Annotated in this window: 25 protein-coding genes and 1 riboswitch; of the genes, 9 read left to right on the forward strand and 16 right to left on the reverse strand. The window is 68.3% G+C overall.

Features of this window, described 5'->3' with window-relative positions:
* Nucleotides 1-13: 13 nt before the first annotated feature.
* The 10 genes from BM365_RS10360 to BM365_RS10405 form a co-directional block, all read right to left on the reverse strand.
* On the reverse strand, nt 14-523 hold the full coding sequence (locus tag BM365_RS10360) for an RDD family protein (protein WP_093488913.1): 510 nt from the start codon (nt 521-523) through the stop codon (nt 14-16).
* Nucleotides 520-1,131: a YbhB/YbcL family Raf kinase inhibitor-like protein gene (locus BM365_RS10365; protein ID WP_093488915.1), complete on the reverse strand. Its 612-nt coding sequence runs from the start codon at nt 1,129-1,131 to the stop codon at nt 520-522. Before BM365_RS10365 ends, BM365_RS10360 begins: the two co-directional genes overlap by 4 nt.
* A gap of 27 nt (nt 1,132-1,158) precedes the next feature.
* Nucleotides 1,159-3,234, reverse strand: coding sequence for a tetratricopeptide repeat protein (locus BM365_RS10370; protein WP_093488917.1), 2,076 nt, complete (start codon nt 3,232-3,234; stop codon nt 1,159-1,161).
* A gap of 49 nt (nt 3,235-3,283) precedes the next feature.
* Complete coding sequence (locus tag BM365_RS10375) at nt 3,284-4,273, reverse strand: YheT family hydrolase (protein ID WP_093489657.1); 990 nt, start codon at nt 4,271-4,273, stop codon at nt 3,284-3,286.
* Nucleotides 4,274-4,364: 91 nt separating this feature from the next.
* Entirely contained in the window at nt 4,365-5,162 is a 798-nt protein-coding gene (locus BM365_RS10380) for a lysophospholipid acyltransferase family protein (RefSeq protein ID WP_093488919.1), read from the reverse strand.
* A 70-nt stretch (nt 5,163-5,232) separates the two neighbouring features.
* Entirely contained in the window at nt 5,233-5,661 is a 429-nt protein-coding gene (locus tag BM365_RS10385; RefSeq protein ID WP_093488921.1) for a hotdog fold thioesterase, read from the reverse strand.
* A gap of 88 nt (nt 5,662-5,749) precedes the next feature.
* Nucleotides 5,750-7,726 carry a phospholipase D family protein gene (locus tag BM365_RS10390; protein WP_233210896.1) on the reverse strand — a complete coding sequence of 659 codons (1,977 nt, stop codon included), beginning with the start codon at nt 7,724-7,726 and terminating at the stop codon, nt 5,750-5,752.
* Nucleotides 7,723-8,304 carry a YceI family protein gene (locus tag BM365_RS10395; protein WP_093488923.1) on the reverse strand — a complete coding sequence of 194 codons (582 nt, stop codon included), beginning with the start codon at nt 8,302-8,304 and terminating at the stop codon, nt 7,723-7,725. Before BM365_RS10395 ends, BM365_RS10390 begins: the two co-directional genes overlap by 4 nt.
* Nucleotides 8,301-8,777, reverse strand: coding sequence for a SixA phosphatase family protein (locus tag BM365_RS10400; RefSeq protein ID WP_093488925.1), 477 nt, complete (start codon nt 8,775-8,777; stop codon nt 8,301-8,303). Before BM365_RS10400 ends, BM365_RS10395 begins: the two co-directional genes overlap by 4 nt.
* Nucleotides 8,778-8,798: 21 nt before the next feature.
* Nucleotides 8,799-9,431, reverse strand: coding sequence for a ParA family protein (locus BM365_RS10405; RefSeq protein WP_093488927.1), 633 nt, complete (start codon nt 9,429-9,431; stop codon nt 8,799-8,801).
* A 153-nt stretch (nt 9,432-9,584) separates the two neighbouring features.
* On the opposite strand from BM365_RS10405, the gene BM365_RS10410 reads away from it, so the two are divergent.
* Complete coding sequence (locus tag BM365_RS10410) at nt 9,585-11,084, forward strand: AAA family ATPase (protein WP_093488929.1); 1,500 nt, start codon at nt 9,585-9,587, stop codon at nt 11,082-11,084.
* 22 nt (nt 11,085-11,106) lie between these two features.
* Here the strand turns inward: BM365_RS10410 and BM365_RS10415 are convergent, their stop codons facing one another.
* The 3 genes from BM365_RS10415 to BM365_RS10425 form a co-directional block, all read right to left on the reverse strand.
* Nucleotides 11,107-11,493 (reverse strand): hypothetical protein, encoded by a 387-nt coding sequence (locus BM365_RS10415; protein ID WP_139227398.1) that lies wholly within the window; start codon nt 11,491-11,493, stop codon nt 11,107-11,109.
* A gap of 127 nt (nt 11,494-11,620) precedes the next feature.
* Nucleotides 11,621-12,457 (reverse strand): PhzF family phenazine biosynthesis protein, encoded by an 837-nt coding sequence (locus BM365_RS10420; RefSeq protein ID WP_093488933.1) that lies wholly within the window; start codon nt 12,455-12,457, stop codon nt 11,621-11,623.
* Nucleotides 12,457-13,134, reverse strand: a complete 678-nt coding sequence (locus BM365_RS10425; RefSeq protein WP_093488935.1) for a membrane protein YczE — start codon at nt 13,132-13,134, stop codon at nt 12,457-12,459. The genes BM365_RS10420 and BM365_RS10425 overlap by 1 nt, the downstream gene beginning before the upstream one ends.
* Nucleotides 13,135-13,194: 60 nt before the next feature.
* Here BM365_RS10425 and BM365_RS10430 point away from each other — a divergent pair, with 60 nt between their 5' ends.
* The gene (locus tag BM365_RS10430) at nt 13,195-14,649 is read left to right on the forward strand and encodes a MocR-like transcription factor YczR (protein WP_093488937.1); all 1,455 of its coding nucleotides are present in this window, start codon (nt 13,195-13,197) and stop codon (nt 14,647-14,649) included.
* Nucleotides 14,650-14,653: 4 nt separating this feature from the next.
* Here the strand turns inward: BM365_RS10430 and BM365_RS10435 are convergent, their stop codons facing one another.
* Together BM365_RS10435 and BM365_RS10440 are read right to left on the reverse strand one after the other, a co-directional pair.
* Nucleotides 14,654-15,124: an MgtC/SapB family protein gene (locus BM365_RS10435; protein WP_093488939.1), complete on the reverse strand. Its 471-nt coding sequence runs from the start codon at nt 15,122-15,124 to the stop codon at nt 14,654-14,656.
* A 67-nt stretch (nt 15,125-15,191) separates the two neighbouring features.
* Nucleotides 15,192-16,106: an AEC family transporter gene (locus tag BM365_RS10440; RefSeq protein WP_093488941.1), complete on the reverse strand. Its 915-nt coding sequence runs from the start codon at nt 16,104-16,106 to the stop codon at nt 15,192-15,194.
* 129 nt (nt 16,107-16,235) lie between these two features.
* Between BM365_RS10440 and BM365_RS10445 the strand changes: the two genes are divergently transcribed.
* From BM365_RS10445 to BM365_RS10460, 4 genes are all read left to right on the forward strand, one after another.
* Entirely contained in the window at nt 16,236-16,895 is a 660-nt protein-coding gene (locus BM365_RS10445; protein WP_093488943.1) for an alpha/beta hydrolase, read from the forward strand.
* The gene (zapE, locus tag BM365_RS10450; protein ID WP_093488945.1) at nt 16,895-18,046 is read left to right on the forward strand and encodes a cell division protein ZapE; all 1,152 of its coding nucleotides are present in this window, start codon (nt 16,895-16,897) and stop codon (nt 18,044-18,046) included. Before BM365_RS10445 ends, zapE begins: the two co-directional genes overlap by 1 nt.
* Nucleotides 18,047-18,050: 4 nt before the next feature.
* The gene (locus tag BM365_RS10455; RefSeq protein WP_233210895.1) at nt 18,051-18,800 is read left to right on the forward strand and encodes an SIR2 family NAD-dependent protein deacylase; all 750 of its coding nucleotides are present in this window, start codon (nt 18,051-18,053) and stop codon (nt 18,798-18,800) included.
* Nucleotides 18,801-18,865: 65 nt separating this feature from the next.
* Nucleotides 18,866-19,537, forward strand: a complete 672-nt coding sequence (locus tag BM365_RS10460; RefSeq protein WP_093488947.1) for a hypothetical protein — start codon at nt 18,866-18,868, stop codon at nt 19,535-19,537.
* Between the two features lie 6 nt (nt 19,538-19,543).
* Here BM365_RS10460 and BM365_RS10465 read toward each other — a convergent pair whose 3' ends face one another.
* Nucleotides 19,544-20,455 carry an alpha/beta hydrolase gene (locus BM365_RS10465; protein WP_093488949.1) on the reverse strand — a complete coding sequence of 304 codons (912 nt, stop codon included), beginning with the start codon at nt 20,453-20,455 and terminating at the stop codon, nt 19,544-19,546.
* A gap of 134 nt (nt 20,456-20,589) precedes the next feature.
* Here BM365_RS10465 and BM365_RS10470 point away from each other — a divergent pair, with 134 nt between their 5' ends.
* The 3 genes from BM365_RS10470 to BM365_RS10480 all read left to right on the forward strand — a co-directional run bounded on the left by BM365_RS10470 (nt 20,590) and on the right by BM365_RS10480 (nt 26,013).
* Complete coding sequence (locus BM365_RS10470; protein WP_093488951.1) at nt 20,590-21,954, forward strand: 2-oxoadipate dioxygenase/decarboxylase HglS; 1,365 nt, start codon at nt 20,590-20,592, stop codon at nt 21,952-21,954.
* A gap of 85 nt (nt 21,955-22,039) precedes the next feature.
* Nucleotides 22,040-22,262, forward strand: a riboswitch (cobalamin riboswitch).
* Between the two features lie 274 nt (nt 22,263-22,536).
* The gene (locus BM365_RS10475; RefSeq protein ID WP_233210940.1) at nt 22,537-24,873 is read left to right on the forward strand and encodes a ribonucleoside-diphosphate reductase subunit alpha; all 2,337 of its coding nucleotides are present in this window, start codon (nt 22,537-22,539) and stop codon (nt 24,871-24,873) included.
* 120 nt (nt 24,874-24,993) lie between these two features.
* Nucleotides 24,994-26,013, forward strand: a complete 1,020-nt coding sequence (locus BM365_RS10480; RefSeq protein ID WP_093489665.1) for a ribonucleotide-diphosphate reductase subunit beta — start codon at nt 24,994-24,996, stop codon at nt 26,011-26,013.
* The last annotated feature ends 131 nt before the right edge of the window (nt 26,014-26,144 follow it).

A 26,144-nucleotide genomic window follows, 5' to 3' on the forward strand; every position in this document is an offset into this window, starting at 1 on the left:
CGACGGGGACGGCTCAGGCCGGTACGGCCGTGGCGTGGCGCCTGAGCACGACCCGCGTGCGGGGCCAACGATCGTGCCAACCCCGAGGATCTTCATCCTCTGCGAGCAGTACGGAAAACGCTTCGAACGGAACCACACGGCTCAGGCTACGCAGCAACGCCTGCCGGAAGCCGATCCGGTCCCCCGACTCGTCGACGACACGCGTGCCAGTAAGCAACTTTCCGATCGTCGTCCCGGTCAGTCCTTCCATCGCGGTGTAGTACAAGACGATGGCCGCGAGACCGATGAGCTGGTCTTGCCACCAGGCCAGGGCCTCCACCCATTCCAGGACCGCCTCACCCCCCACGATCCCTGCACCGATCATGGCCAGGAAAAGCAGGCCCATCACCGTGCACCGATCGATCAGCCAATGGATGAAGCGGCGCAACTTCGTGGCCGGAATGAGCGTCACCGCAGTGACTGCGGGATCCAGGATGGAACTGGCGGGACTTTCGTAAGGATTGCCCTCAGCCCCCGCGTTCATGCATGGCTCGCATTCAAGGTGTAGGTGCCATGCACCGCGGCTTCGGCCAGCACATGGCCCTGCATCGCACGTTCGACATCGGCGGCGGTGAAGCGCGCAGGCAGGTCCAGCGCGGCGACATCCAGCGCGAACAGGCGGAAGAAATAGCGGTGCACGCGCAGATCGTTGAACGGCGGATACGGACCGTCGTAACCGGTGTAGTCCCCGCCCATCTGCGCATCGCCGGCGAACCAGCCGGTGTAGTCGTTCAATCCCTGGCGCGCACCCGCCGGACCTGGGGGGTGCTGCTTGCCGCGTGCGGTGACGCGATCGCTGCAGCTGCCGGCCGCGATCGCGCGCGTGTCCGGCGCGATGTCCGCCATCGCCCAGTGGATGAAGTGCGCACGCGGTTGTTCAACCGGGATCTGCACGTCCTCGCGCCCGACCGTTTCAGGCACGGTCGGCGCGTCCGGATCGATGCAGAGCAGGGCGAAGGATGCGGTGCCGTCGGGGACGCCCTCCCATGCCAAGTGCGGGTTGCGGTTGGCCGCGAAGCCATCAGGCTGCCCCATCGCGAACTCGGCCGGGATGGGACGGGTATTTTCGAAACTGTCGCTCCACAGACGCATGTGCCACTCCTGTCGCGCGCGAAAAGGTCAGGCCTCGGGATAGCCCAGACGCACCGCGACCGGGGTGAGCATGGCGAACGGCCCTGCGAGCGCATCGGCGTACTGGCGCCAATGCCCGGACGGAAATCCGGAATGACCGGCCAGCGAGGGCGCCGGCAGCTGCGCACCGCCCAGTGCATGGCCGAGGGCCTCTGCGAGGCGCTGCGGATCGTTCTCCATACCGTCGATGCGGATGGCGACCGCGGGGTACAGCTCTTGCTCCAGCAGTTCCGCCAGATGTTCGAGCACGCCCGCCAGCCAGGTAGCGGCCACGTCGACCGAGGGGATCGCCAGCATCGACGGCGCTCCCCATGCCAACCACTCCAACAGCATGTCGCGCGGATCGCGAAGGATCGCGAGCAAGCGACCCTGCGGCAGGTGCGGGCGCAACGCCTGCAACAAGGTGTTGTCCCACCAGACCAGCCAATCGATCACGTTGCCATTGCGCGCACCGCGCGAAGACAACGACGCGCGCCAACCTGCCAGCATCGAGGAGGCGTCAGCCTGCCCGGAAAGCAACTGTTCGACGGTGGCGAACGGCTGGAACATGTCCTTCGGCGGCGAGGCGTCGAAACGGTCGGTCAGCAGTGACGCACGGGCCTGGGCGAAGACGGCCACCATGCGCTCCACACTGGAGCCAGGAGCCCCCCAGAGCAGGAGCGGCCACTCCGCATTGCCCTCCGGCACCGTCGCGAGCGCTGGCCATCCCTGGGCCGCCGGCGCCAGCAGGGGTAACGGCAGCGACTGCGCCTGCTGCGCGCGTGCGCGATCGCTCCAACTCGCGACCGCCGCCGACGCCTGGCCGGCGCGATCCTGCGCCATGCCCAACCAACCCAGCAGCATCGTGCGTGAATCGTCGCTCTGCGCTTGCGCCAGCAGTGCCTCCACATGCGCCACCGCCGCCGCGGGATCGCGTGCGACCAACGCATTCACCTTGCGTGCTTGCGCGACACCGTGCCCCGGTTGCAGGGCGATGATCCGGTCGGCCACTGCTTCAGCATCGTCCAGCCGACCCACATGCTCCAGCGCCGCCAAGCGGGCCTCCAGCGCACCCACTGCATCGGGTGCGGCATCCAGCCAGCGCTGGGTCGCAGCGAGGGCGCCAGGGCTGCCGACATCCTCTAACGCCAGTCGCGCCAACCACAGATCGGTGCTGCCGGGCGAAAACGCCAGGCACGCGTCCAGCGCCTGCCGACCGTCGTCGCGCCGACCCTGCCGGTGCCACACCTCCAGCAACGACGACAGCACCTCGCGATCCTGCGCACCGGCAGCGAGCGCCCCCTGCAGCAAGGGCGCGGCGGTGTCGAGCTGGCCCGCCTGCAGATACAGGCGACCGGCCAGGCTACGCACGCCAACCGTCGCCCGCTGCGCATCGGCCAGCACCGGGGCGAGCAATTCAAGCGCCTCGTCCGGACGCCCCTGGCGACCGGCCAGGCTCGCGATCAGAAGGGTCACGTCCGTAGCGGCCGGCACCTTCACCGCAATGTTGCGGAAAGTCTGCTCGGCGAACGCCAGATGGCCGCGCGCCATGTAAACGAAGCCGAGGGCATGCATGAGCTGGATATCATCCGGCGCACGCTGAAGTGCGGCCGACAACGTCTTCAGCGCACCTTCGGCGTCGCCCCGGTGCAGCAACGCCATACCGTCAACGAACGCCAGACGCGGATGTTCGGGCGCGACGCGGGAGGCCAACCGGTTCAGGCGTTGCGCTTCTTCCAGGTCGCCACGGTTCAGCGCCAACTGGGCCTGCACCACGTAGGCGGTGAACTGGTTGGGATCCAGTCCTGTTGCTTGATCCAGCGCTGCCTGTGCCTCGTCCGGACGCCGGCTGCCGACCAGTACGCCGGCGCGCGCGAGGTGGAGTTCGGCGTTCTCCGGCGACAGGGCGATGGCGCGGTCGATACTGGCCAGCGCCGCATCGGCCTGGCCGCTCTGCAACTGGGCGGCGGACAGCCAGCGCAGTGCCTGGGCGTCGTCGGGGCGCTCGGCCACGAGGGTTTCGGCAGCGGTCAGCGCATCGGCCGTGGCGCCGCGGCGCAGGGCTTCGAGGATCGGGTCGTACATCGGACTACCAGCGTTCGGACAAACGTCGATTGTAACGGCGGTTCCGGGCTCAGGCAGCGTCGCCGGCCAGTCGCTCGGCCACCCACCGCTCGGCATACCCGTCGCCCGCGACGTTCTCGATGAAGGCGCAGTGCCCGCCCCAAGGCGCGATCTCCAGCGTGGCCTGGGCCGGCAACGTCCAGCCGCGGAAGGTATCGAAGGGGATGACCGGATCGTCCTCGGCCATCAGGATGTGTGCAGGCACGGACAGCCCGGACAGCCGATCGCCGCCGATCGCATAGCCGTCGAAATACGCATCCAGCGTGCCGAACGCCGTGTGCCGCTGCACCAGCCAGTCGGTCAGCGCGCGCATGTCCAGTGCCAGCACGGTGTCGTCGAAATCGTGCCGCTGCGGGAACAGGTGTCGCTTGCGCTCCAGCGAGCGGCGCCACTTGCGCGCGAAATACCAGTCGTACAGCGGCAACCCGTTCTCGATGCGCTCCATCGTGGTCGCCGGGTCCAGCAACGGGCACACCGCCGCCACGTGCGCCAACGCCAGCCCGGCCTGCGGTGCCCGCAACGCCAGGCGCAGCGCGAAGTTGCCGCCCAGCGAATAGCCGGCCACCCGCATCGGCACGCCGCCGGCGAAACGCCGCGACACATCCGCGGCCGCATGCACCACTTCATCGAGGCGGTTGGAGTGGAACAGGTCTTCGTTGAGGTGATGGGTATCGCCGTGGTCGCGGAAGTTCAGCCGGAACACATCGAACCCGCGCGACAGCAGCTGTGCCGCCGTCAGTCGCATGTAGCTCGAATCGGCGCTGCCTTCCCAACCGTGAAGCAGCAACACCAGACCGCGCGGTTCGCGGCCCGGCACCTGGCTGAGGAATCCCTGCAACCGCACCCCATCGCCGCCATCGACGATGTGCTCGGCGGTCACTGCACCGCTCACCGCCAACGCACGCAGGCCGCGCCGGCGACGCAGCGCGCTCGAGCCCAGCACCGATTGCAGGTGCGGGTTGCGAAGCCAACGTGGCGGTCGGTAATCGGCGGCGGTGATCATGGGCTCATCGCGGCAGCGTCGGGCCGAGGATGGCACCGCGGGACCGAGTATTCCTTCGATTCCGTCGGAAACCCGTCAACGCCATGGGTCAGGCCGCCGCCATCGCCTGCACGATCCGTTCGCGCGAGAGGTCGGCGATACGCCGGCGTCCCTCCACGTCCGCGATCCGGATCGGTTCGAGGAAACAGATGTCCGCGGTCCGCGCCGGCTCGCCGAGCAAGCGCAGGAAGTTGGCGAAGAAGCTCTCTTTCGGCCCGAACGCCACCACCGGCTGGGCACTGCCGCGCGCACCGTAGCGCAGCGCGACCGGCTGCACCGGCACGCCGGCTTCGACCGCTGCCAGGAAGATGCGGGCATGGAATGGGCCGACCTCGTGGCCATCGCGCGTGCGGCCTTCTGGAAACACACCCACCGAGCGACCCTCACGCAGCCGTCGCATCATCGCCTGCAGCACGCCGCCCAGCGATTCCTGGCTGCCGCGCTGGTGGAAGATCGTCTGGCCCTGCGCTGCCAGCCAGCCCACCACCGGCCAGCCGCGGATCTCCTGCTTGGCGACGAAGCCCATCATGCGCTGGCTGTGCAGCGCCTCGATGTCGATCCAGCTGACATGGTTGGCCACGAACATCGTCGGGCCCGACAAGGGCGTGCCGACCCGGCGCAGGCGAAAGCCGAAAATTCGCATCAGTCCACTCGACCACCAGCGCACCGCCACGTCGCCCGCGTTCTCGTCGCCCACCCGGATCCACACCAGCAGCGGCGACAGGCACAGCAGCGTGACCGGCAGGAAGACCAGCAGATGGATCAGCAGCAGCGGCACGCGATACAGGTAGCGGAATGCCCGCGCGGCGCCATGGGCGCGCGCAACATGAACAGGGGGTGGCGTCATGCCGTCACGATAGCAGGAGTGGACGGGGAGAAGTGAGGCGCCGCCTTGCGATCACGGCATCCCGCAGGCCTCAGCCCTTGGCGACCGGCACCACTGCCAGGGTCAGGCGCGAGATGCAGACCAGCTTGCCTTCGTCGTTCTCGATGCGGATCTCCCACAGCTGGGTACTGCGGCCCACATGCAGCGCGCGCGCCGTCCCGGTGACCACACCACCACGCATCGCGCGCACGTGGTTGGCATTGATTTCCAGGCCTACGACCATCTCCTTCGTCGTGTCCACGCACAGGTTGCCGGCCATGCTTCCCAGCGTTTCAGCCAACGCCACCGAGGCGCCCCCATGCAGGATGCCGTAGGGCTGCACCGTGCGCGCATCGACCGGCATGGTGCCGCGCAACCAGTCATCCCCGGCACCGGTGATGACGATGCCCAGGTTCGACACCAGCGTATTGCCTGCGTGGGCGTTGAGGGCGGCGAGGTCGATGGGCGCGCGGAAGCTCATGGCGGAACGGGAACCGGAAAGGAAAGCGCAAGGGTACGCCAGCCCGCGCGGCACCCGAAGCGCCACGTCGCTCCGGGTGGACCGGCCTTCAGAGGATCGGGACGAGCCCGGCGCCGAACGCGGTGAGCACGCGCGTGTACAGCCACTTCGGGCCGACGTTGACCTCAGGGAAATCGCCCACCGACACATAGCAGCGATGGAAGGCCGGATCCTTCGGCGTCACCGGCAGCGGACAGTCCGGTCCGGGCTGGAACTCGTAGCTGGTCGCGTAGCGCCACGGCCAGATGTCGAAGATCGGCAACGCTTCGGACACCTTGCCCAGGCTGTAGTCCAGGCCCGAGAACACCACCGGCTTGGCACGCGGCGCGATCACCCAGGCGTTGCGGGGGGACATGTCGCGCCGGATGCTGTCCGCGAGCGCCTGGGCGAAGGCGGTGTCCTGGATCACCACCGCCGCCTCGGTGTTGTAGTTCTCCGAGCGCGGGTCGAAGTTGTGCGTGCCGATGACCGCCGTCTCGCCATCGATCACCATCGACTTCGCATGCAGGCCCATGCGGACGCCGGCGCGCTTCAGCGGCAACGGTTCGGAACCGGCACCGCTGCTGAGGAACGACGGCCGTGATTCGGTGCGCTGCAAACGCCGCGTGGTTTCGCCGGAGGATGCACTGGATGGCCCCCCGGAGGACGGTCCGATCGAACCCGACGGGCCGCGGATGCCACTCCCGCCGCCGGCTTCGCCGCCCGGCGATGTCAGTGGCGGCCCTTCTGGCATCAGCGCGGCGTAGTCGACCGGCGCGTCTTCCGGGAACGGCTTGAACTCGTGGATCTGGAAACCGAACTCGCGCAGATAGCGGCGCTTGTACTTGAACGACATCGAATAGACGACCGGGTTGTCGGTCGCGGCCAGGCTGTTGGTCGACACCACCACCTGCGGCGGGGGCTGACGCTGCCGCATCTCGCGGAACATCGCCTGCGCCTGCTTCGACATCACCAGGTACGGCGTCTGCAACAGCACTTCCGTCTGAGCGCTGCGGATCAGCGCTTCCAGCTCGGGCGCGGCGGGCGCATCGTCGTCGCGACGTTCGCGCCGGTGCTTCTGCGGTAGGTCGGCGATATAGCGCACGGCGCCGACCGGGTAGGCGGTATCGACGAAACGCTCGCGGATGACGGCGGCATTGCTGGCATCGGCGCTGGCCGCCTGCACGCGTTCCGGCCGCAGATAGCGCGGCACGGGCATCGCCGGGACGCCTTCGTCCAGCAGCGTGCGACCAACGTCGTTGAGCCGTTCCGCCGGCACGCTGCGCCGCGCCTCCCAGAACAGCTGGAAATTGCGCGCCATCGCCTCCGCCTCGGGGCCGGCGACCAGCACGTCGCGATCGCGGAAGTTGTACTCCGCGTCCCAGTCGTAATAGTCGTCCTGGTAGTTGCGACCGCCGCTGATGCCGACGCGTCCGTCCACCAGCAGCAGCTTGGTGTGCATGCGCTGGTTGAACCGGCGGAAACAGCACAACACGCTGCCCGCGTAGTCCAGGTAGTTGAGCTTGGCCTTGCCGAAGCTCGGGTTGTAGATCCGGATGGCGAAGTTCTCGTGCGCGCCGGACAGCGCGGCGAGGATCTCCAGGTCGGCGATCGCCGACAGCTGGTCGATCAGCAGGCGCACCTTCACCCCGCGCCGGGCGGCGCCGAGCAATTCGTCCAGCACCAGCCGGGCGCTGTCGTCCTTGTCGAAGATGTAGGTCTGCAGGTCGATGTGCTCGCGCGCGCTGCGGATCAGATTGAGCCGCGCCAGCAGCGCGTCGGAGCCCTGGTCCAGGATGACGGCGTAATGCCGCGGCGCTTCCGGCGTGGACGATGCCCGCGCCTCGTCGCCGAGGTCGTACAGCGGCGAGCGCAGCGCGCAGGCATCGGCCTGTGTGCACTCGACGACCTGCGAGCGTGCGGCGGCGGCGATGCCGGCGGCGCGGTCGCGCTGGCGGTCGGACAGACTGGCGCAAGCGCTGCACAGCAACGCGAGCCAAAGGACCGCGCAACGCGCGGCGATCACGGCGGCACGACGGTGGTTCACGGCGCCTTCCCGCTCCTGATCCGCGCACGCAGCACGAACACCACGCGGTCGCTGACGGCCAGCATCCAGTCGTCCATGTCGTAGTCGCTGCGCCGCACGGCACCGGTGGCCACCACGTCGCAGCCCACGGCGGGGCGCTGGCAGGTCGCCGGGGCCACGTCCAGGCTGCGCGGCCGGCTGATGCCCTTGATGCTCAGCTCGCCCTCCAGCTTGCCGCCGTCGTAAAGCAGCATCGGGTCGTAGGGCTTGGAGGTGAAGGTGACCACCGGATAGCGGTCGGCATCGAAGAACTTCTCGCTGCGCGCCCAGTCGCCGTAGCGGGGATGGTCGATGATCTCGACATCGCGCGTGTACATGCGCAGGCGCACCTGCTGGCGGCCGTCGGGCAGATGCTCCACCGAGCCTTCGTACTGGCGGAACACGCCGTCCAGCACCTGGCCCCAGCGCGTGCGCAATTCGAACCCGAGCCGCGTGTTGGCCGGATCGAAATCGTTGCGTCCCTGCGCCAGCACCGGCGCGGACAGCAACGCGCCCACCACCAGCGCGGCCAGCCGCAGGCCGGCGGCGGCGTGCGTCATGGCCACCAGAATTCGGAGAGCTGTGCCACGCCCGGTTCGATGGACGCATCCACCGGCAGGGTCAGCACCACCACGCCCGCCGGCGGCATGCCGCGGTATTCGCTGGTCACGCCGGAATACATCAGGGCCGCCAACTGCTCGAAGCCCGGGTTGTGGCCCACCATCAGCAGGCGCTCGGCCTCGCGATGCTGGTCGGCGAGGTCGGCCAGCGTGCCGGGGGTGGCTTCATAGATACGCTCCTCGAGCCGCTGTTCGACATAGCCGATCGCCCCCAGCACCGCCTCCAGCGTCTCCCGCGCCCGGCGCGCCGGCGAGCACAGCACCCGATCGGGCACCAGGCCCTTGTCCTTCATCCAGGCCGCGACCGACTCGGCCTCGGCCAGGCCCTGCGGCGAAAGGGGACGGTCCAGGTCGGACTGGCCGGTCGTGGCCGGTTCGGCATGCGCGTGGCGCAGCAGGATGAGTTCACGCATGGGACGCTTGCTCCTTAGGCCTCAGGCCTTCTTGATCCATTTCAACAACGGTTCCCAGTCGGCCTGGTGGTCGCGGACCTGGGCCGAGCGGTAATCGAACAGGCTGCGCCCCAGTCCCACCAGCACCACGTAGGCCTGGGTATCGCGCAATTGGGTAACGACCGGGTACGGCCAGGTCTTCAGCATCTCCACGGCCTGCTGCGAGGCATTGGTCCAGGGCTTGGTGCGGTTGACCACCAGCCCCACCGGCAGCTTGCGCTTGTGCACGCGCGGAACTTTGGCGAGGGTGTTGAGGAAGCCGACCGTGGCCTCGATGTCCAGGGCCGAAGGCAGCACCGGCACCACGACCGCATCGGCATGTTCCAGGAAGCTGTCCAGGTCGTCGGCCATCGCACCGGCGGGCGCATCGACGACCACGCGTTCGGCGTCGTCCGGCAGCCAGGCGCGCCAGGCGCGCTTGCCGCTGGCATCGATCGGCAGCACCGCGGTTTCCAGTTCGGCGCGGCGTTCGGCCCAGCGGGTGGAGGAGTGCTGCGGATCCGCATCCACCAGCACCGTGCGTTTGCCATCGAGTGCGAAGTACGCGGCCAGATTGGTCGCCAGGGTGGTCTTGCCCGCGCCGCCCTTGGAGCTGGCGACCAGAATCGTCTTCATGCGCGCACCTCGTTGCCCGGGGAGCCCGCAGGGTACACCGGCCTTGGTGAAGCGGGAACCGGCGTCCGGGAACCGGGCATGAAGCCCTGCCACCATCGTTCCCCGCCGCGCGTGCCCTTGCTATCGTGCCCGTCCCCACGGACCGGCCGCCCCATGAACGAACTGCAGGACCTCACCGCGCTGATCCGCGCCAACACCCCGCTGATCGTCATCGAGACGCAGGACGAGGCCCGCGTGGTGGAGCTGTTCCGGCAAGCCCTGGCCCAGGTGTGGCGGGCGCTGTTCCGCTGGAGCATCACCGAAGGCCTGCGCCGGCTGGACATGGACCGCGAGGACGACGCCGTCGGCCCGCCCGACGCCAGCGCCGCCCTGCAGGCCATCAAGCAGGCCGAGCAGCGCGGCATCTACCTGCTGTTCGATTTCCATCCCTACCTGGGTTACGCCAGCAGCCAGCGGCAGCTGCGCGACATCCTGCAGCGCCGCCACACCCTGCCGCACGTGGTGGTGCTGGTCGGCGCGAAGATCGAGCTGCCGGCCGAACTCGAAGCGCTCGCGGTGCGCTTCAGCCCGCGCCTGCCCGATGGCCCGGCGCTGCTGAAGATGGTCCGCGAGGAAGCCGAACACTACGCCCGCGAACACGGCGGCCGCCGGGTCGAAGCCGATGGCGAGGCGGTGAAGCAGATCGTGCGCAACCTGCAGGGCCTGAGCCTGGTCGACGCGCGCCGGATCGCCCGCCAGCTGATCTTCAACGACGGCGCACTCAGCGCGAGCGACTTGCCGGCGCTGAACAAGCTCAAGTTCGAACTGCTGAACCGCAGTGGCCACCTGCATTACGAGTACGACACGGCGAAGTTCGCCGACGTCGCCGGCGCATCGCGGCTGAAGCGTTGGATCGAGCAGCGCCGCGCGGTGTTCGTCTCCGGTAACCCGCCGCCGGGCCTGGACCTGCCCAAGGGCGTGTTGCTGCTCGGCGTGCAGGGCTGCGGCAAGTCGATGCTGGCCAAGGCCACGGCCGCCGGTTTCGGCGTGCCGCTGTTGCGGCTCGACTTCGGCACGCTGTACGACAAGTACCACGGCGAGACCGAGAAGAACCTGCGCTCTGCGCTGGCTTCCGCAGAACAATTGGCGCCGTGCGTGCTCTGGATCGACGAAATCGAGAAAGGCCTGGCCAGCGGTGGCGACGAAGACGGCGGCGTCTCGCGCCGCGTGCTCGGCTACCTGCTCACCTGGATGGCCGAGCGCAAGGCCGGTGCGGGTAGCGGGCAGGTATTCCTCGTGGCCACCGCGAACCAGGTGCAGGACTTGCCGCCCGAACTGCTGCGCAAGGGCCGATTCGACGAGATCTTCTTCGTCGACCTGCCTTCGCCCGAGGCGCGCGTGGAGGTGCTGCGCGTCCACCTGTCGCGTCGCCAGCTGGATCCGGAGGGATTCAACCTGCCGGCGCTCGCCGCTGCTGCCAACGGGTTCTCCGGCGCAGAACTGGAACAGGCCATCGTCTCGGCCTTGTACGCCGCACATGCAGAACTGAAGCCACTGGACACCGACGTGGTGATGCACGAGATCCGCAACACGCGTCCGCTGTCGGTGCTGATGGCCGAGCAGGTGCAGGCGCTACGCGAGTGGGCGCGCGAGCGCACGGTGCCGGCGGATTGAGCGCCCGGGGCCGAGCGCTCCGTCAGAACGTCGTCGTATTCCGCAGATACAGATCGAGCGTGTAAGCGAACGCGTATTCACGAAGCTTCGCCAGCTGTTCCCTCTGGAAACCGTCCGGGTCCATGAAGGCCTTCGGATCCTTGCTGGTTTCGGCATGCGTCCGCATCGCCTTCGAGAAGGCTTCGAACTCACCCGCGCAGCCAGCGTAGGCCGCCGTCGCCACCTCGGTCGGCGTTCCCTTCACCGGCGTCAGCGCCCTGGCGAAGCGTCGTGCGTAGTCGGCGTGGCAATCGAGGACCGCCTTCGCGTGCGCGTCTTCGCCAAACAAAGGGTCGGGTGCGGCATGCACCTCGGCCGGTACAGCAGCAAAGGCAATGGTTGCTGCAAGGACAAGCGCGTTCAATCGCATAACAGCTCCTTCCTGTAGATGACCTGCCAGTGAGCGGGGCGCCGCAGCCCTTGGCGGGCACGGGGCGTGGGTCCTTGTAACACCTCCACCGATGCAAGGCCACGGATCACGGCGCATCACGCGCACGTCAGACCATCATCTCCACCGCCGTGCCTCTCACTCGCACACCCTGCTGGAGGTCGTGGGGGACTTCCACTTGCAGCAGGCTGGGGCGTCCGAGGTCGTGGCCTTGCAGGATGCGGAAGCGACGCGTGTACGGCAATGCATCCTGCGTCGCCAGGTAGGCGCCCAAGGCGGCCGCGGCCGCGCCGGTGGCGGGATCTTCCACCACGCCACCCGGCGGGAACGGATTGCGCGCGTGCAGTGACTGCGCGTCTTCGCGCCAGACCAGGTTCACCGTGGTCCAGCCACGCGCAGCCATCAGTGTGGATAGCGCATCGAAGTCGTAGCTCAGGTCGGCGAGCCGCGCGCGCGAGGCGACAGCGATGATCGGATGCCAGGCGCCCGCATACGCGACGGCAGGTGGCAACGTGGGGTCAAGGTCATCGCGATGCCAACGCAAGGCGGCCAGCACATGATCGAGATCGGTCGCGTCTAGCGCGTCGACGCGCGGCGCCACGCTGGTAAGGGTGGCAGCGAAGTCGGCGTCGACCGTCACGCTTACACGCCCTGCTTGTGTATTCAGTACAAAATCCCCCGGACCTTGCTGATGCGCGTACGCGACCATCGCCGCGATCGTCGCGTGGCCGCAGAAGCTGACTTCGGCCAGCGGGCTGAAGTAGCGCACATCGAGCTCGCCGTCTTCGCGTGGCAGCAGGAAGGCGGTTTCCGAATAGTCGACATCCGCCGCGATGCGCTGCATGGCGTCGTCGGAAAGGCCGCGCGCGTCCAAGACGACGCCCGCCGGATTGCCGCCGGCCGGATCGGTGGTGAACGCGCTGTAGCGCAGGATCGCGGGGCTCATCATGTTTCTCCTTCGAGGGTGACGGTCGCCGGCTTTTCCAGACGCACGACCAGGTAACGCAGGAAGAACTGCGTCAGCGGTCCTACGCCGAAGGCGAACACCAACGTGCCCAAGCCCACTACGCCGCCGAGCACTACGCCGATGGCGAGCACAGTGACTTCGATCAGCGTACGGATGCTGCGGATCGACCAACCGGTGCGGCGTGCGAGACCCGTCATCAGGCCGTCGCGCGGGCCCGGCCCCAGCTGCGCGCCGATGTACAGCGCGGTGGCGATAGCGCACAACACGACACCGGCCAGCAGGTAGGCAGCGCGCAGCGGCAGGCCTTCAGGGGTGGCCAGCAGGGCGAGGTTGAGGTCGGCGAACGGCCCCAGCAGCAGCGTGTTGGCCAGCGTGCCCAAGCCGGGCATCTGTCGCAGCGGGATCCACGCCAGCAAGACGGCGACCGCAGTGAGGATCATCACCGTGCCGAACGACAGCGGCAGGTGGTGCGAGACGCCTAGGTGGAACACGTCCCAGGGCGAGGCCCCGACCGCGCCTTCGATCATCAACGCGATGGCCAGGCCGTACAGCCACAGGCCGACGAGCAGGCGCAGCAGGCGTTCGGGCAGCCGGCCGGCCTTGAGCTGGGCGAGAGGACCGAGGTTGGCCAGTCCGATGGGAGACGTGGGTTTCATGGGGCCACCTTCCACCCGATTGGCTCTTTTCGATAGAGCCAATCGTGCGATAGTGGCCTCATGAACCGCTCAATGGCTCCGGATCGCCTCGCCACGTTGGTCGGCGATTTCCCCCGCTCCCCCGCGTACCGCGGCCTGCGCCAGGCGCTGCAGGAACTGATCGGCGACGGCCGCATTCCGCTCGGTACCCGCCTACCCAGCGAACGCGCGGTCACCGACGTGCTCGGCGTCTCGCGGAACACGGTGACCCGTGCGTATGCGGATCTGGTGGCGGCGGGCTTCGCCACGGCGCGGCAGGGCGCCGGCACGTTCGCCACCGTACCCATCGACCGCCGACGCGCGCACGACCATGCCCTGCATGCGGTCGGCACCGCGACGTCATCGACGGACGGCACGATCGACCTCAACTGCGCGGCCGGCGCGGCCACGCCCGGTGTCGCCGCCGCGTATGCGCGCGCGCTCGAGGCACTGCCTGCCTATCTCGCCAGCGACGGCTACCTGCCGTCGGGCCTGCCCGCGCTGCGGACGCGCATCGCCGCGTCGTACGCCGTACGTGGACTGCCGACCGCCCCGGAGCAGATCGTGGTCACGTCGGGGGCGCTCTCGGCCATCGCGATCATCGCGCGTGCGCTGTCGCGTCCCGGCGACCGGGTGATGATCGAGTCGCCGGTGTATTCCAATGCCATCGAAGCGCTGCGGATGGGCGGTGCGCGCCTGGTCAGTTCGCCGATGGGCGATCCGCTGGGCGAGGAAGGCTGGGACCTCGCGTCCATCGAAGCCACGCTGCGGCAAACCTCGCCGCGCGCGGCGTACCTGATCCCGGATTTCCAGAATCCCACAGGCTTCCTGATGAGCGACGCGCAACGCGTGCGCTACGCGGCGGCGTTGCGTGCGACGCGCACGATCGCCATTGTCGATGAAACACTTCAGTCGACCCGATTGTCCGATGCGCCGATGCCGGCGCCGTTCGCCGCGCATGCTCCCGACGCCTTCACCATCGGCAGCGCGTCGAAGCTCTGCTGGGGTGGCCTGCGCGTGGGCTGGATCCGCGCGCCACGCGAACACGCCGAGCGCCTCATCGCCACGCGTGTACAGATGGACTTGGGCAGCTCGCTGTTCGATCAGCTCGTGGTGACCGAGATGCTGGATGCCGATGGCGTCCTCGCCGCGCGACGCGACCAACTACGGCAGCGTCGCGACGCGGTGGTGCAGGCACTGCGCGAACACGTGCCCGACTGGCGGTTCCGCCTTCCCGAAGGCGGGTTGACGCTGTGGGTACGCATGCCGCACGGCAGCGCCACCGCATTGGCCGCCGACGTGGAGCGCAAGGGTGTCTATCTCGCGCCGGGCCCGGTCTTCAGTGTGGAGGGCGGCAGCGACCAGTGGTTGCGCATTCCCTACGCCAAACCCGAAGACACCTTGGTGCAGGCGGTGCGCGTGATGGCCGATGCATGGAACGCGAATCCGCGTGAGGGACGGCAGCATCGCGATGGGGCGAAACGCCTGATCGCATGATGCATTAGTCGTCGTCGTTGCGCTTGGCGACGCGGCGTTCCAGCCACGCCAGCACGAACAGCACGGCGAACGTCATCAGCGTGGCCAGCAACGCCAACCAGCCATGGCCGAAGCCGACCGCCACGCCGATCACCGCGACCATCAGCAGCGAAGCGGCGGTGGTGATACCGGCGACCACACGGCCGCGGTGGGCGATCATCGTACCCGCGCCGATGAAGGCGACACCGGCGATCACCGCCTCCACCAGCCGGAAGGGATCGATCTGCACCCGACCATCGTCGTCGTGCTGCGCCTGCGCCACCATCATGTCGCCCATGCCGGTGAGCAAGGCCGCCGCGCCGGCGACCAGCATGTGCGTGCGGAAGCCGGCCGGCCGGTCCTTCAACTCGCGCTCCAACCCGATCGCGCCCCCGAGCAACATCGCGAAGGCGACCTTGCCCAGCACCGGCAACTGCGTCTCCCATCCGTCGAACATGGCGTGACCCTCCTGCGCGGATGCTTCCACCGGTCGGGTCAACGCGATGCGAAAACAGGCCCTGGCCTCAGGCTAGGCGCCCCACCACCCACGCCCACATCGGCAGCGTCATCAGCGACAGCAGGATGCCGTAGCCGACTAGCGCGGCGGCCAGGCGCGGCGCCAGCTGGTGGGAGATCGCGAGCGCGGCGGCCGTGATCATCGGGGGCATCGCCGACTCCAGCACGTTCGCCTGCAGCATCTCGCCGCGCATGCCGAAGGCGAGCGACAGCGGCAGGGCGAGCGCAGGCATCACCAGCAGCCGCAGCAGCAGGCCGACGGCCAGCGGCTTCACCTCGTCCCGCGGCAGCTTCAACTGGATGGTCAGGCCGACCGCCAGCATCACCAGCGGCAACATCGCATCGGCGAGATTCTTCAGCGCCGCGCCGATCCACACCGGGGGTTGCGCCGGCATCAGCGTCAGCGCGAACAGCAGCGCCCAGACCGGCGGGAACTTCACGATGCGTAGCGCGATCTCGCGCGTAGTGGGCGGCGTGTCGCCGCCGTAGCGCGCCAGTACGTACAGGCCGAAGGTGGAGAGCAACACGAAGGTGCCGAACTGGTCGTACACCACCGCATAGGGCAGCGCATGTTCGCCCAGCAATGCGCGCACCATCGGGTAACCGATGAAACTACTGTTGCACAAGGCCACACAGAGCAGTAGTACCGCGTGCTCATCACGGCGGAAACCGAACATGCGCGTCGCCAACGCGACCAGCGCGACGGTGGCGACGGTCAGCACCCACGGCGTCGCCACCACGCCCAACAACGAAGCATCCACGTGCAGTCGTGGTACGTAGATCAGCACCGCAGCAGGCAGGCAGACGTACAACACCACGCGATTGAGGACATCGGCGGCGTTATCGGGGAACACGCGCAGGCGCGCGAACGCCATGCCGAGCGCCAGCATGGTCAGGATCAGAGCGAAGGCATCGAATGCCATGGTGGAGCGGATGACGACGTGGGGCGGGCAGGATCGCACACCCGGTCGCGCGACGCCGTTGGGCTTTCGTCGGTAATGCGTTCCACGGCCGCGCGGGTCGCGTGGGGGCGCAGGGCTTATCATGGCCTCATGACGAATCCCGCTTTCCCCGCCGCGTCCGGCCCGATCACCCTGGACGGCCCCGAAGGGCCGCTGGAAGCCCACGTCGACTGGCCGGAGGAGGGCGAGCCGCTCTCGCCCGTCACTGCAGTGGTCTGCCACCCGCTGCCCACCGAGGGCGGCACCATGCACAACAAGGTGGTGGTGATGGCCGCGCGCAGCCTGCGCGAACTCGGTGCGGTCACCGTGCGCTTCAATTTCCGCGGCACCGGCGCTTCGGCCGGCCTGTTCGACCAGGGCGATGGCGAAGTCGACGACCTGCGTGCCGTCGTCGCTTGGGTGCGCGAGCAGCGCCCGGGCACGCAGCTATGGCTGGCCGGTTTCAGCTTCGGCGCCTACGTATCGCTGCGCGCCACCGAAGGCCTGCAACCGGATGCGCTGGTGTCGATCGCACCGCCGGCCGGGCGTTGGGATTTCGCCGCGATCACGCCACCCACGTGTCCGTGGCTGGTGATCCAGGGCGAAGAGGACGAGATCGTCGAGCCGCAAGCGGTGTACGACTGGATCGACACGCTGGCGCATCCGCCGGAGCTGATCCGGATGCCGGAAACCAGCCATTTCTTCCACCGCAAGCTGATGGACCTGCGCGGCGCCATCAAGCATGCGATGAAAGCCTACGTGCCGGCGTGATGGCTGACGATGTCCAAGGGACGGCTCTGACGCCGTCGCAGGTGTACGCACGCGGCGCGGCGCAGGGCCAATGGCAGGACGACCCGGCGCAGCATCCCGCGCTCGCCGAGCTGGACCGCATCCACCGCGCGCTGCGCGCCGACGATGGCGCACCCGGCCTGTTCGGGCGACTGTTCGGCAGGGCGCCGGAGACGGTGAAGGGACTGTACTACTGGGGCGAAGTCGGCCGCGGCAAGACCTTCCTTGTCGACCTGTTCTACGACAGCCTGCCGCTGCCGACGTATTCGGTCTCGCAGAACAAGGCGCACGGCGAGGGTGGCGGCAAGTACCGCACTCACTTCCACCGCTTCATGCGCGGCGTGCACGAGCGCCTTCGCCTGCATGCGGGCGAGAGCGATCCGCTGGCGAAGATCGTGCGCGAAGCGCGCGGCAAGCTGCGGGTGCTGGTGCTTGACGAGTTCTTCGTCACCGACATCGGCGACGCGATGCTGCTGGCACGCCTGCTGGAGCGCATGTTCGCCGAAGGCATCACCCTGGTGACGACCTCCAACACCGCGCCGCAGAACCTGTACAAGGACGGCCTGCAGCGCGCGGGCTTCCTGCCGGCGATCGACCTGCTGCAACAGCACTGCGTGGTGCTGCGCTCAGACGGCCAGGAAGACTATCGCCTGCGCGCGTTGACGCGCTCGCCCGTCTATCGCGCGCCGCTGGATGGCGAATCCGATGCCTGGCTGGCCTCGCGCTGGCGCGAGCTGACCGGTGGCGAGGACGCGCACGCCGGCAACATCGAGATCGACAGCCGCAAGATCCCGGTGCGTGGCCGCGGCAAGAGCATCGCGTGGTTCGATTTCGCCGCGCTGTGCGAGGGTCCGCGCGGCACGACCGACTACATCGAGGTCGCGCACGAGTTCAACACCGTGCTGCTGGGCGGCATCCCGCGCTTCGATGCGCTGAACGAGGATGCCGCGCGCCGCTTCGTGAACCTGATCGACGAACTGTATGACCGCCACGTCAACCTGGTCTGCACCGCCGCGGATGCACCGACGATGCTGTATGCCGGTACGCGCCTGCAGGGTGCGTTCGAGCGCACGGCGTCGCGCCTGATCGAGATGCAGAGCGCCGAGTACCTCGCCACGCCGCACAAGGCGTGAGCCCGTGGACGCCGTACCCACTGCGGTTGCCGAGGCCCTGCAACGGACGATCGACACCGGCGGCACTGTCTGCGTGCTGACCGGCGCCGGCATGTCGGCCGAAAGCGGCATTCCCACCTTCCGCGGCACGCATGACAGCCTGTGGTCGCGCTTCGACCCGATGCGCCTGGCGACCGCCGGTGCGTGGCGCGAGGATCCCGCGCTGGTCTGGGGCTGGTACCGCTGGCGCATGCAGGCGGTGCGCGATGCGCAGCCGAATGCCGGACATCGCGCCCTGGCAGCGTTGGCGCAGCGCGTGCCGCTGTCGCTCGTGACCCAAAACGTCGATGACCTGCACGAGCGCGCCGGCAGTGTCGTCGAGGCGCACGTGCATGGCAGCCTGTTCGCCTTGCGTTGCTTCGCCTGCGGACATGCGCACACGGCGCTCGACGACTATGTGGAAGGCGCGCAGCGGGTCGAGCCGATGCGCTGCACGGCATGCAGCGACCGCATCCGCCCGGGCGTGGTGTGGTTCGGCGAAGCCCTGCCGGACGATGCGTGGGCGTCTGCGGTGGACGCCGCCGAGCGTTGCACGTTGATGCTGGTAGTGGGGACGTCGGGCCTGGTGTATCCCGCGGCCGGCCTGCCCGCACTGGCACGACGCCACGGCGCGACCGTGGTGGAGGTCAATCCGGAACCGACGGCGCTGTCCACCGAGGTCGACCTCGTCTGGCGGGCGACCGCAGCGCAGGCCTTGCCATTGCTGGTCGGCTGAAGCGCAGGCACCGGCTTCACGCACGGCTTGCCAGACTCGGCGCACCGGTTGCGCAGGAGAGCGCCATGAAACCCATCGTCCGCATTCCCTTGTTTGCCGCCGTCGCCGCCACGCTCCTCGTCGGTTGCGACCGCGCGCCCCAGCAGGAAGAGGTCGAAGCGGCAACGCAGACCGCGGCCGAGATCGCCGATCCGGCGCCGCCGGTGACCGGACGCGAAGCGCCACAGTTCCAATTCTCCGACGACGACATCGGCATTGCGCTTGCGCCCACGCCTGGCTTCGCGCTGCGCCGCGACTTCACCCGCGACTATCTGTCCAACGGCGACTGGAAGACCTTCGCCGCCCCCGACGCGCGCGGCGAACCGCTGGTCGCGCTGGTGCTGGACGGCTCGGACAAGATCACCGCGGCCGAACTGCGCATCGGCACCAGCACCGACAGCCATGCGGTGGTGACGTGCCTGGATCCGCCCGAGGGCGCGGCGACCGAAGCGCCGGACGAGATCCGCATCGACGGCCAGCCGTTCCGCCACTTCCGCGCCGACGATGCGGCGATGAGCCACTACCAGTCGGTCGATGCCTATCGCTCGGTACGCAACGGGCGTTGCCTGGCGATCGATCTGCTGGTCGCTGGCACGCGTCCGGAGGTCTACGACCCGCCAGCGACGACGCCTTTCGACGAAGCGACGGCGCGCGCGCGACTGCAGGAGGCGTTGGGCGCGATGCGGATCATTCGCTGACGCGCCTCATCGCATGCGTGGCGCGATGAAGCGCGCAACGGCCTCGGTATACGCCGACGGTGCGCCCAGCAGGCGGTTGACCTCGCCGTGCGAGAGGTCCTCCGGCAGTACCTCCATCCTCACGCCCAGTGCCCGTGCTTTCTCCGCCATCGCGCGGCCTTGTGGGCAGGCGTCCTTGCGGCGTGAGGAACAGACGAACAGCATCGGCACCGCATCGCGACTGAGCTGATGGTAGGGCGACGACGCGATCCAGTCGTTGCGATCCTTGCCGAACGCACGATCGTAGATGCCGGGCAGCGGCGGTTTCTGCATCGTCTGCGGCACGTCGAGCGCACCGCTGTCGAGCGAGACCACCCCGCGCGGTCGGGTGGCGCCCGCCTCGCGCCACAGCGTGGACGACGCGCCCACTAGCGTAGCGAGGTGCGCGCCGGCCGAGTGGCCCATCAGCATCACGTTCGCCGGGTCGGCGCTCCATGACGGCGCGCGCTTCTGCACGTCGGCCAGCGCGCGCGCAACGTCGCGCGCCTGGTCCAGCGGCGCGGTGTCGGGGCGCATGCGGTAGTTGATCGAGACCAACACGTAGCCTTTCGGCAACCAGTACGCCGCCTTGTTCTCGACCACGCCCGGATTGTCCTTGTTGCCGTTGGCCCACCCGCCGCCATGCACGAACAGGATCACGGGCGCACGTTGCGGTTGCGCAGGAAGATAGACGTCGTAGCGCTGGCGCGGATCGGTGCCGTAGGACACATCGCGAACGGTGCGTGCACCGGCCGGCAGCGTCGGTGCACGCGCCGCGGGCTGGCGCGACGCATCGCGCATCCCCTGCAGGCGCTCTCGGAAGGTCTGCGCGGGCAGCGGTAGTGCGGCCAGCAACACGCAGACCAGAAGGCCCGTACGGAACAGCGGGTGGGACGTCATGGGGTCACCTCGCAGGGGACAACGCCCGCCCGGGCCATGGGTTGACGACACCGCGGATCCGGCTGGCCCGCGCGCGCGCGGCCAGCGACAATATGCGCCCCCGGTGGCCCCACGCCGCCCGCACGCCGAATCCCATGACCGCCTTCGTTTCGCCCGACCGCATCCGCGGCCTGTTCGCCCAGGCCATGTCCGACATGTACCGCGCCGAGGTGCCGCTGTACGGCGATCTGATCACGCTGGTCGGCGACATCAACACCGACACGCAGCGCCGCGACCCCGCGCTCGCCCAGCGGCTGCGGCGCACCGGCGAGACCGAGCGCCTGGACCTGGAGCGCCACGGTGCGATCCGCGTGGGCACGCCGGCGGAACTGGCGATGCTGGGCCGCGTGTTCGCACTGATGGGCATGCACCCGGTCGGCTACTACGACCTCACCGTGGCCGGCGTGCCGGTGCATGCCACCGCGTTCCGTCCGCTGACCGAAGCCGCGCTGGCCGCCAACCCATTCCGCATCTTCACCTCGCTGCTGCGGCTGGAACTGATCGCCGACGCCGCGCTGCGCGCCGAAGCCGAGGCGATCCTGGCCCGCCGCGACATCTTCACCGCCGACACGAGCGCGCTGGTCGCGCAAGCCGAACGGGACGGCGGGCTGGACGACGCCGATGCGCAGCGCTTCGTCGCCGAGGTGCTGGAAACCTTCCGCTGGCATGGCGATGCGACCGTCTCGCTGGAGACCTACCACGCGCTGCACGGCCTGCACCGCCTGGTGGCCGACGTGGTCAGCTTCCGCGGCCCGCACATCAACCACCTCACCCCGCGCACGCTGGACATCGACGCCGCACAGGCCGCGATGCTGGAACGCGGCATCCAGGCCAAGGCGCTGATCGAAGGCCCGCCGCGCCGCGCCGTGCCGATCCTGCTGCGCCAGACCAGCTTCAAGGCGCTGGAAGAGGAAGTCGCCTTCCCCGATGCCACCGGCACGCTGGTGCCCGGCAGCCACAGCGCACGCTTCGGCGAGATCGAGCAGCGCGGCCTGGCGCTGACCCCGGCCGGCCGTGAGTTGTACGACCGCCTGCTCGCGCAGGTGCGCCAGGCGGGCGGCGCCGGCAATACGTCGGCCGACTATCCGCAGCGACTGGCGGCAGCGTTCGCGGCGTTCCCGGATGACGAGACCACGCTGCGCCGCGAAGGCCTGGGCTACTTCCGCTACCGCCTGACCGATGCCGGCGACGCCCTGCCCGCGGCCGAACGCGCGGCCATGACGCCGGATGCACTGGTCGGTGCCGGCCTCGCCGTCGTCGATCCGATCGTCTACGAGGACTTCCTGCCGGTCAGTGCCGCGGGCATCTTCCAGTCCAACCTCGGCGGCGGCGAACAGCGCGCCTACGACGCGCACGCCAACCAGGACGCGTTCGAAACCGCGCTCGGCGCGAAGATCCACGACCCGTTCGCCCTCTACGCGCAGGCGCAGGACGCGTCGATCGCGGCGCTGCGGGCCTGACGCCCACGCTGAAACCGTGAAACCCGCGCCGCGTCGACATCCGCTGTTCCACACAACATTTGGTGTTGACGCCTCCGGGACCCCCCACTATCTTGTGGCTGTCGGTTCCGGTGGTCGCAAGCCACGGGATTAAAACGGGAAGCCGGTGACGCGTTCGCGCCACTCCGGCACTGCCCCGCAGCGGTAATTGGGAACGAACCCGCCACACAGCACTGAGGCCCCATGCCTCGGGAAGCGGCGGACGTAGGAAGAAGGCTCGCCCTTCGCGCCCATGAGTCCGAAGACCTGCCGACAGCCGCGCGTTGCACACCGCGCGGTGCCGGCCGCGGAATCTCCGGGGGGAGAGGGCTGGCGAAGCAGGGCACGCCGGTCTTCCGTCCGCGCGATCTCGCCTCCTGCGACGCCGCTTCCCCACTGTGATCCTCCATCCGGCCTTGCGCTGCCCCGCGAGGGACGGGCCGCCGCGTGCACCACGCATGGAGGAATCTCGTGACCCAGATCGACAGCGCCGTCGCCGACGCCGGCACCACCCCGTCCCAGAAGGACGCGTTCTCGCTGACCCCGCCGCCCACCGCCACCGCGATGAGCGTGACCAAGCGCAACGGCGGCCGCGAGCCGGTGGACCTCAACAAAATCGTGCGCGCCGTGCAGCGCAACTGCGAAGGCCTGCACGCCATCGATCCGATGCGCGTGGCCACGCGCACCATCTCCGGGCTGTACGACGGCGCCAGCACGCGCGAACTGGACGAACTCTCGATCCGCACCGCGGCGCTGCTGACCGGCGAGGAACCCGAATACAGCCGCCTGGCCGCGCGCCTGCTGGCCGGTTACATCGCCAAGGAAGTGACCGGCCAGGAGATCCACGCGTTCTCGCAGTCGGTGACGCGCGGCCACGAGGTCGGCCTGATCAACGACCGCCTGCTGAACTTCGTGCAGACCAACGCGCGCAAGCTCAACGATGCACTGGACGCCTCGCTCGACCTGCACTTCGACTACTTCGGCCTGCGCACGCTGTACGACCGCTACCTACTGCGCCACCCGCACACCCGCAAGGTGATCGAAACGCCGCAGCAGTTCTTCCTGCGCATCGCCTGTGCATTGAGCGAAGACGTGCCGGAAGCGCTGGCGCTGTACCGCCGCATGGGCAACCTGGACTACCTGCCCAGCTCACCGACGCTGTTCAACAGCGGCACCACGCACGAGCAGCTGTCGTCGTGCTTCCTGCTCGATTCGCCGCAGGACACGCTGGAATCCATCTACGCCAAGTACGGCGACATCGCCCAGCTGAGCAAGTTCAGCGGCGGCATCGGCGTGAGCTACACGCGCGTGCGTTCGCGCGGCTCGCTGATCAAGTCCACCAACGGCCATAGCAACGGCATCGTGCCGTGGCTGAAGACGCTGGACTCCTCCGTCGCGGCGGTGAACCAGGGCGGCAAGCGCAAGGGCGCGGCCTGCGTGTACCTGGAAACCTGGCACGCCGACATCGAGGACTTCCTCGAACTGCGCGACAACACCGGCGACGAGGCCCGTCGCACGCACAACCTCAACCTGGCCAACTGGGTGCCGGACCTCTTCATGAAGCGCGTCGAGGCCGACCAGGAATGGTCGCTGTTCGATCCGCGCGTGACGCCGGAACTGACCGACCTGTACGGCGACGCCTTCGAGCGCGCTTATGTGCAGGCTGAAGCGCAGGGCAAGGCGATGAAGACCACGTCCGCCCGCAAGCTGTACGGCCGGATGATGCGCACCCTGGCCGAAACCGGCAACGGCTGGATGACGTTCAAGGACAAGTGCAACGCGGCCAGCAACCAGACGCTGCGCGCGGGCAACGTGATCCACCTGTCGAACCTGTGCACCGAGATCCTCGAGGTCACCTCGGCGGAAGAGACCGCCGTGTGCAACCTGGGCTCGATCAACCTGGGCCGCCACTTCGATGACGATGGCTGGTTCGATTTCGACAAGCTGGCCGAAACCGTCCGCCTGGCCGTGCGCCAGCTGGATCGCGTGATCGACCTGAACTTCTATCCGATCGAAACCGCGCGCCGCGGCAACCTGCGCTGGCGCCCGGTGGGCCTGGGCTGCATGGGCTTGCAGGACGTGTTCTTCAAACTGCGCCTGCCGTTCGACAGCGCCGAAGCGCGTGCGCTGTCGGCGAAGATCGCCGAGACCATCTACTTCCATGCGCTGGAAACGTCGGTGGAGCTGGCGCAGGAACGCGGCCGCCATCCGTCGTTCGCCGACACCCGCGCGGCCAATGGCGAACTGCAGTTCGATGCCTGGAATGTCGTGCCAGAGAACACCGAGCGCTGGGATGCCCTGCGCACGCGCATCAAGGAGCACGGCCTGCGCAACTCGTTGCTGATCGCCATCGCGCCGACCGCGACGATCGCCTCGATCGCCGGCTGCTACGAGTGCGTGGAGCCGCAGGTGTCCAACCTGTTCAAGCGCGAAACGCTGTCGGGCGACTTCCTGCAGGTCAACCGCTACCTGGTGGACGAACTGAAGAAGCTCGGCCTGTGGACGCCGGAGACGCGCGATGCGATCAAGTTGTCCGAAGGCTCCATCCAGGGCATCGCACAGATCCCGGAAACGCTGCAGCAGGTCTACCGCACGGCGTGGGAACTGCCGATGCGCTCGCTGATCGACATGGCCGCCGGCCGCGGCGCCTTCATCGACCAGTCGGCCTCGCTCAACCTGTTCATGGAAAGTCCGAACATCGGCGCGATGTCGTCCATGTATATGTACGCATGGAAGCAGGGCATCAAGACCACCTACTACCTGCGCTCGCGCCCGGCGACGAAGATCGCCAAGACCACGGTCAGCACGGCTACCGCCGCCGCGCCCAAGCGCGAATACACGCCGACCGAAGCCATCGCCTGCTCGCTGGAGAACCCGGAAGCCTGCGAGGCCTGCCAGTAACGCCTCTCCCACGTCGGTATCCCCGACGGATCACGGCACAAGGACGTGTCGGGCGCACGGATGCGCCACTCCCTCATTCATGGCGCGCCGTCGCCGACGGCGCGCCGCACAGGAAACACCATGTCCGCCCAACCCAAGCAGATGCTGCTAGACCCCGGTTTCGAACTGACGCTGCGCCCGATGCGCTACCCGCAGTTCTATGACATGTACCGCGACGCGATCAAGAACACGTGGACGGTGGAGGAGATCAACTTCCAGATCGACATCACCGACCTGCATTCGAAGATGACGCCGGCCGACCGCCACCTGATCCACCGGCTGGTCGCGTTCTTCGCCACCGGCGATTCCATCGTATCGAACAACCTGGTGCTGAACCTGTACCAGCACCTCAACGCGCCCGAAGCGCGCATGTACCTGTCGCGGCAGCTCTACGAAGAAGCGCTGCACGTGCAGTTCTACCTGACCCTGCTGGACAACTACCTGCCCGACCCGTCGGAGCGCTTCAAGGCGTTCGCGGCGGTGGAGAACATCCCGGCGATCAAGAAGAAGGCCGACTTCTGCTTCAAGTGGATCGACAGCATCCAGGACATGAAGCGGATCGAGACGCGCGACCAGCGCCGGCAGTTCCTGCTCAACCAGATCTGCTTCGCCGCGTGCATCGAGGGCCTGTTCTTCTTCGCCGCGTTCGCCTACGTGTACTACTTCCGCTCGCGCGGCCTGCTGCCGGGCCTGGCCAGTGGCACCAACTGGGTTTTCCGCGACGAGAGCTGCCACATGGAGTTCGCGTTCGAGTGCGTGCGCACCGTGCGCGAGGAAGAACCGGACCTGTTCGACGACGTCATGCAGCAGCAGGTCTACGACATGCTGGAAGAAGCGATCGAGTGCGAAGTGCAGTTCGCCGAGGACGTGCTGTCGGGTGGCGTGGCCGGCATCTCGACACGCGACATGCGCCAGTACCTGCAGCACTGCGCGGACCAGCACTTCGCCAAGCTCGGCATGCCCAAGCGCTACGACGTGCGCAACCCGCTGCCCTTCATGGAGCTGCAGGACGTGCAGGAGCTGACCAACTTCTTCGAACGCCGTGTGTCCGCCTACCAGCTGGGCGTGCAGGGCGAAGTCGGCTTCGACCACGCGTTCTAGCGCTGGCCCCCTGTAGGAGCGACGTAAGTCGCGACCGCGGCAATGAGACCTCATGTCTCTGCGCCACCCCTAGGATGTCGGCGCCAGGCACCGCGCCATAGGTGACCCATCGGGTATCCCGAACATTCGTT

Origin of the sequence: Pseudoxanthomonas sp. YR558 (genome assembly GCF_900116385.1) — a bacterium.
GTDB lineage: Bacteria > Pseudomonadota > Gammaproteobacteria > Xanthomonadales > Xanthomonadaceae > Pseudoxanthomonas_A.

Coding starts and splice junctions, on each gene's coding strand:
- BM365_RS10430 (WP_093488937.1), top strand. CDS start 13,195: ATGAACCGCTCAATGGCTCCGGATCGCCTCGCCACGTTGGTCGGCGAT.
- BM365_RS10415 (WP_139227398.1), bottom strand. CDS start 11,493: ATGCGATTGAACGCGCTTGTCCTTGCAGCAACCATTGCCTTTGCTGCT.
- BM365_RS10400 (WP_093488925.1), bottom strand. CDS start 8,777: ATGCGTGAACTCATCCTGCTGCGCCACGCGCATGCCGAACCGGCCACG.
- BM365_RS10385 (WP_093488921.1), bottom strand. CDS start 5,661: ATGAGCTTCCGCGCGCCCATCGACCTCGCCGCCCTCAACGCCCACGCA.
- BM365_RS10380 (WP_093488919.1), bottom strand. CDS start 5,162: ATGACGCCACCCCCTGTTCATGTTGCGCGCGCCCATGGCGCCGCGCGG.
- BM365_RS10365 (WP_093488915.1), bottom strand. CDS start 1,131: ATGCGTCTGTGGAGCGACAGTTTCGAAAATACCCGTCCCATCCCGGCC.
- zapE (WP_093488945.1), top strand. CDS start 16,895: ATGGCTGACGATGTCCAAGGGACGGCTCTGACGCCGTCGCAGGTGTAC.
- BM365_RS10480 (WP_093489665.1), top strand. CDS start 24,994: ATGTCCGCCCAACCCAAGCAGATGCTGCTAGACCCCGGTTTCGAACTG.
- BM365_RS10435 (WP_093488939.1), bottom strand. CDS start 15,124: ATGTTCGACGGATGGGAGACGCAGTTGCCGGTGCTGGGCAAGGTCGCC.
- BM365_RS10395 (WP_093488923.1), bottom strand. CDS start 8,304: ATGACGCACGCCGCCGCCGGCCTGCGGCTGGCCGCGCTGGTGGTGGGC.
- BM365_RS10410 (WP_093488929.1), top strand. CDS start 9,585: ATGAACGAACTGCAGGACCTCACCGCGCTGATCCGCGCCAACACCCCG.
- BM365_RS10440 (WP_093488941.1), bottom strand. CDS start 16,106: ATGGCATTCGATGCCTTCGCTCTGATCCTGACCATGCTGGCGCTCGGC.
- BM365_RS10475 (WP_233210940.1), top strand. CDS start 22,537: ATGAGCGTGACCAAGCGCAACGGCGGCCGCGAGCCGGTGGACCTCAAC.
- BM365_RS10420 (WP_093488933.1), bottom strand. CDS start 12,457: ATGAGCCCCGCGATCCTGCGCTACAGCGCGTTCACCACCGATCCGGCC.
- BM365_RS10425 (WP_093488935.1), bottom strand. CDS start 13,134: ATGAAACCCACGTCTCCCATCGGACTGGCCAACCTCGGTCCTCTCGCC.
- BM365_RS10405 (WP_093488927.1), bottom strand. CDS start 9,431: ATGAAGACGATTCTGGTCGCCAGCTCCAAGGGCGGCGCGGGCAAGACC.
- BM365_RS10360 (WP_093488913.1), bottom strand. CDS start 523: ATGAACGCGGGGGCTGAGGGCAATCCTTACGAAAGTCCCGCCAGTTCC.
- BM365_RS10370 (WP_093488917.1), bottom strand. CDS start 3,234: ATGTACGACCCGATCCTCGAAGCCCTGCGCCGCGGCGCCACGGCCGAT.
- BM365_RS10470 (WP_093488951.1), top strand. CDS start 20,590: ATGACCGCCTTCGTTTCGCCCGACCGCATCCGCGGCCTGTTCGCCCAG.
- BM365_RS10465 (WP_093488949.1), bottom strand. CDS start 20,455: ATGACGTCCCACCCGCTGTTCCGTACGGGCCTTCTGGTCTGCGTGTTG.
- BM365_RS10445 (WP_093488943.1), top strand. CDS start 16,236: ATGACGAATCCCGCTTTCCCCGCCGCGTCCGGCCCGATCACCCTGGAC.
- BM365_RS10460 (WP_093488947.1), top strand. CDS start 18,866: ATGAAACCCATCGTCCGCATTCCCTTGTTTGCCGCCGTCGCCGCCACG.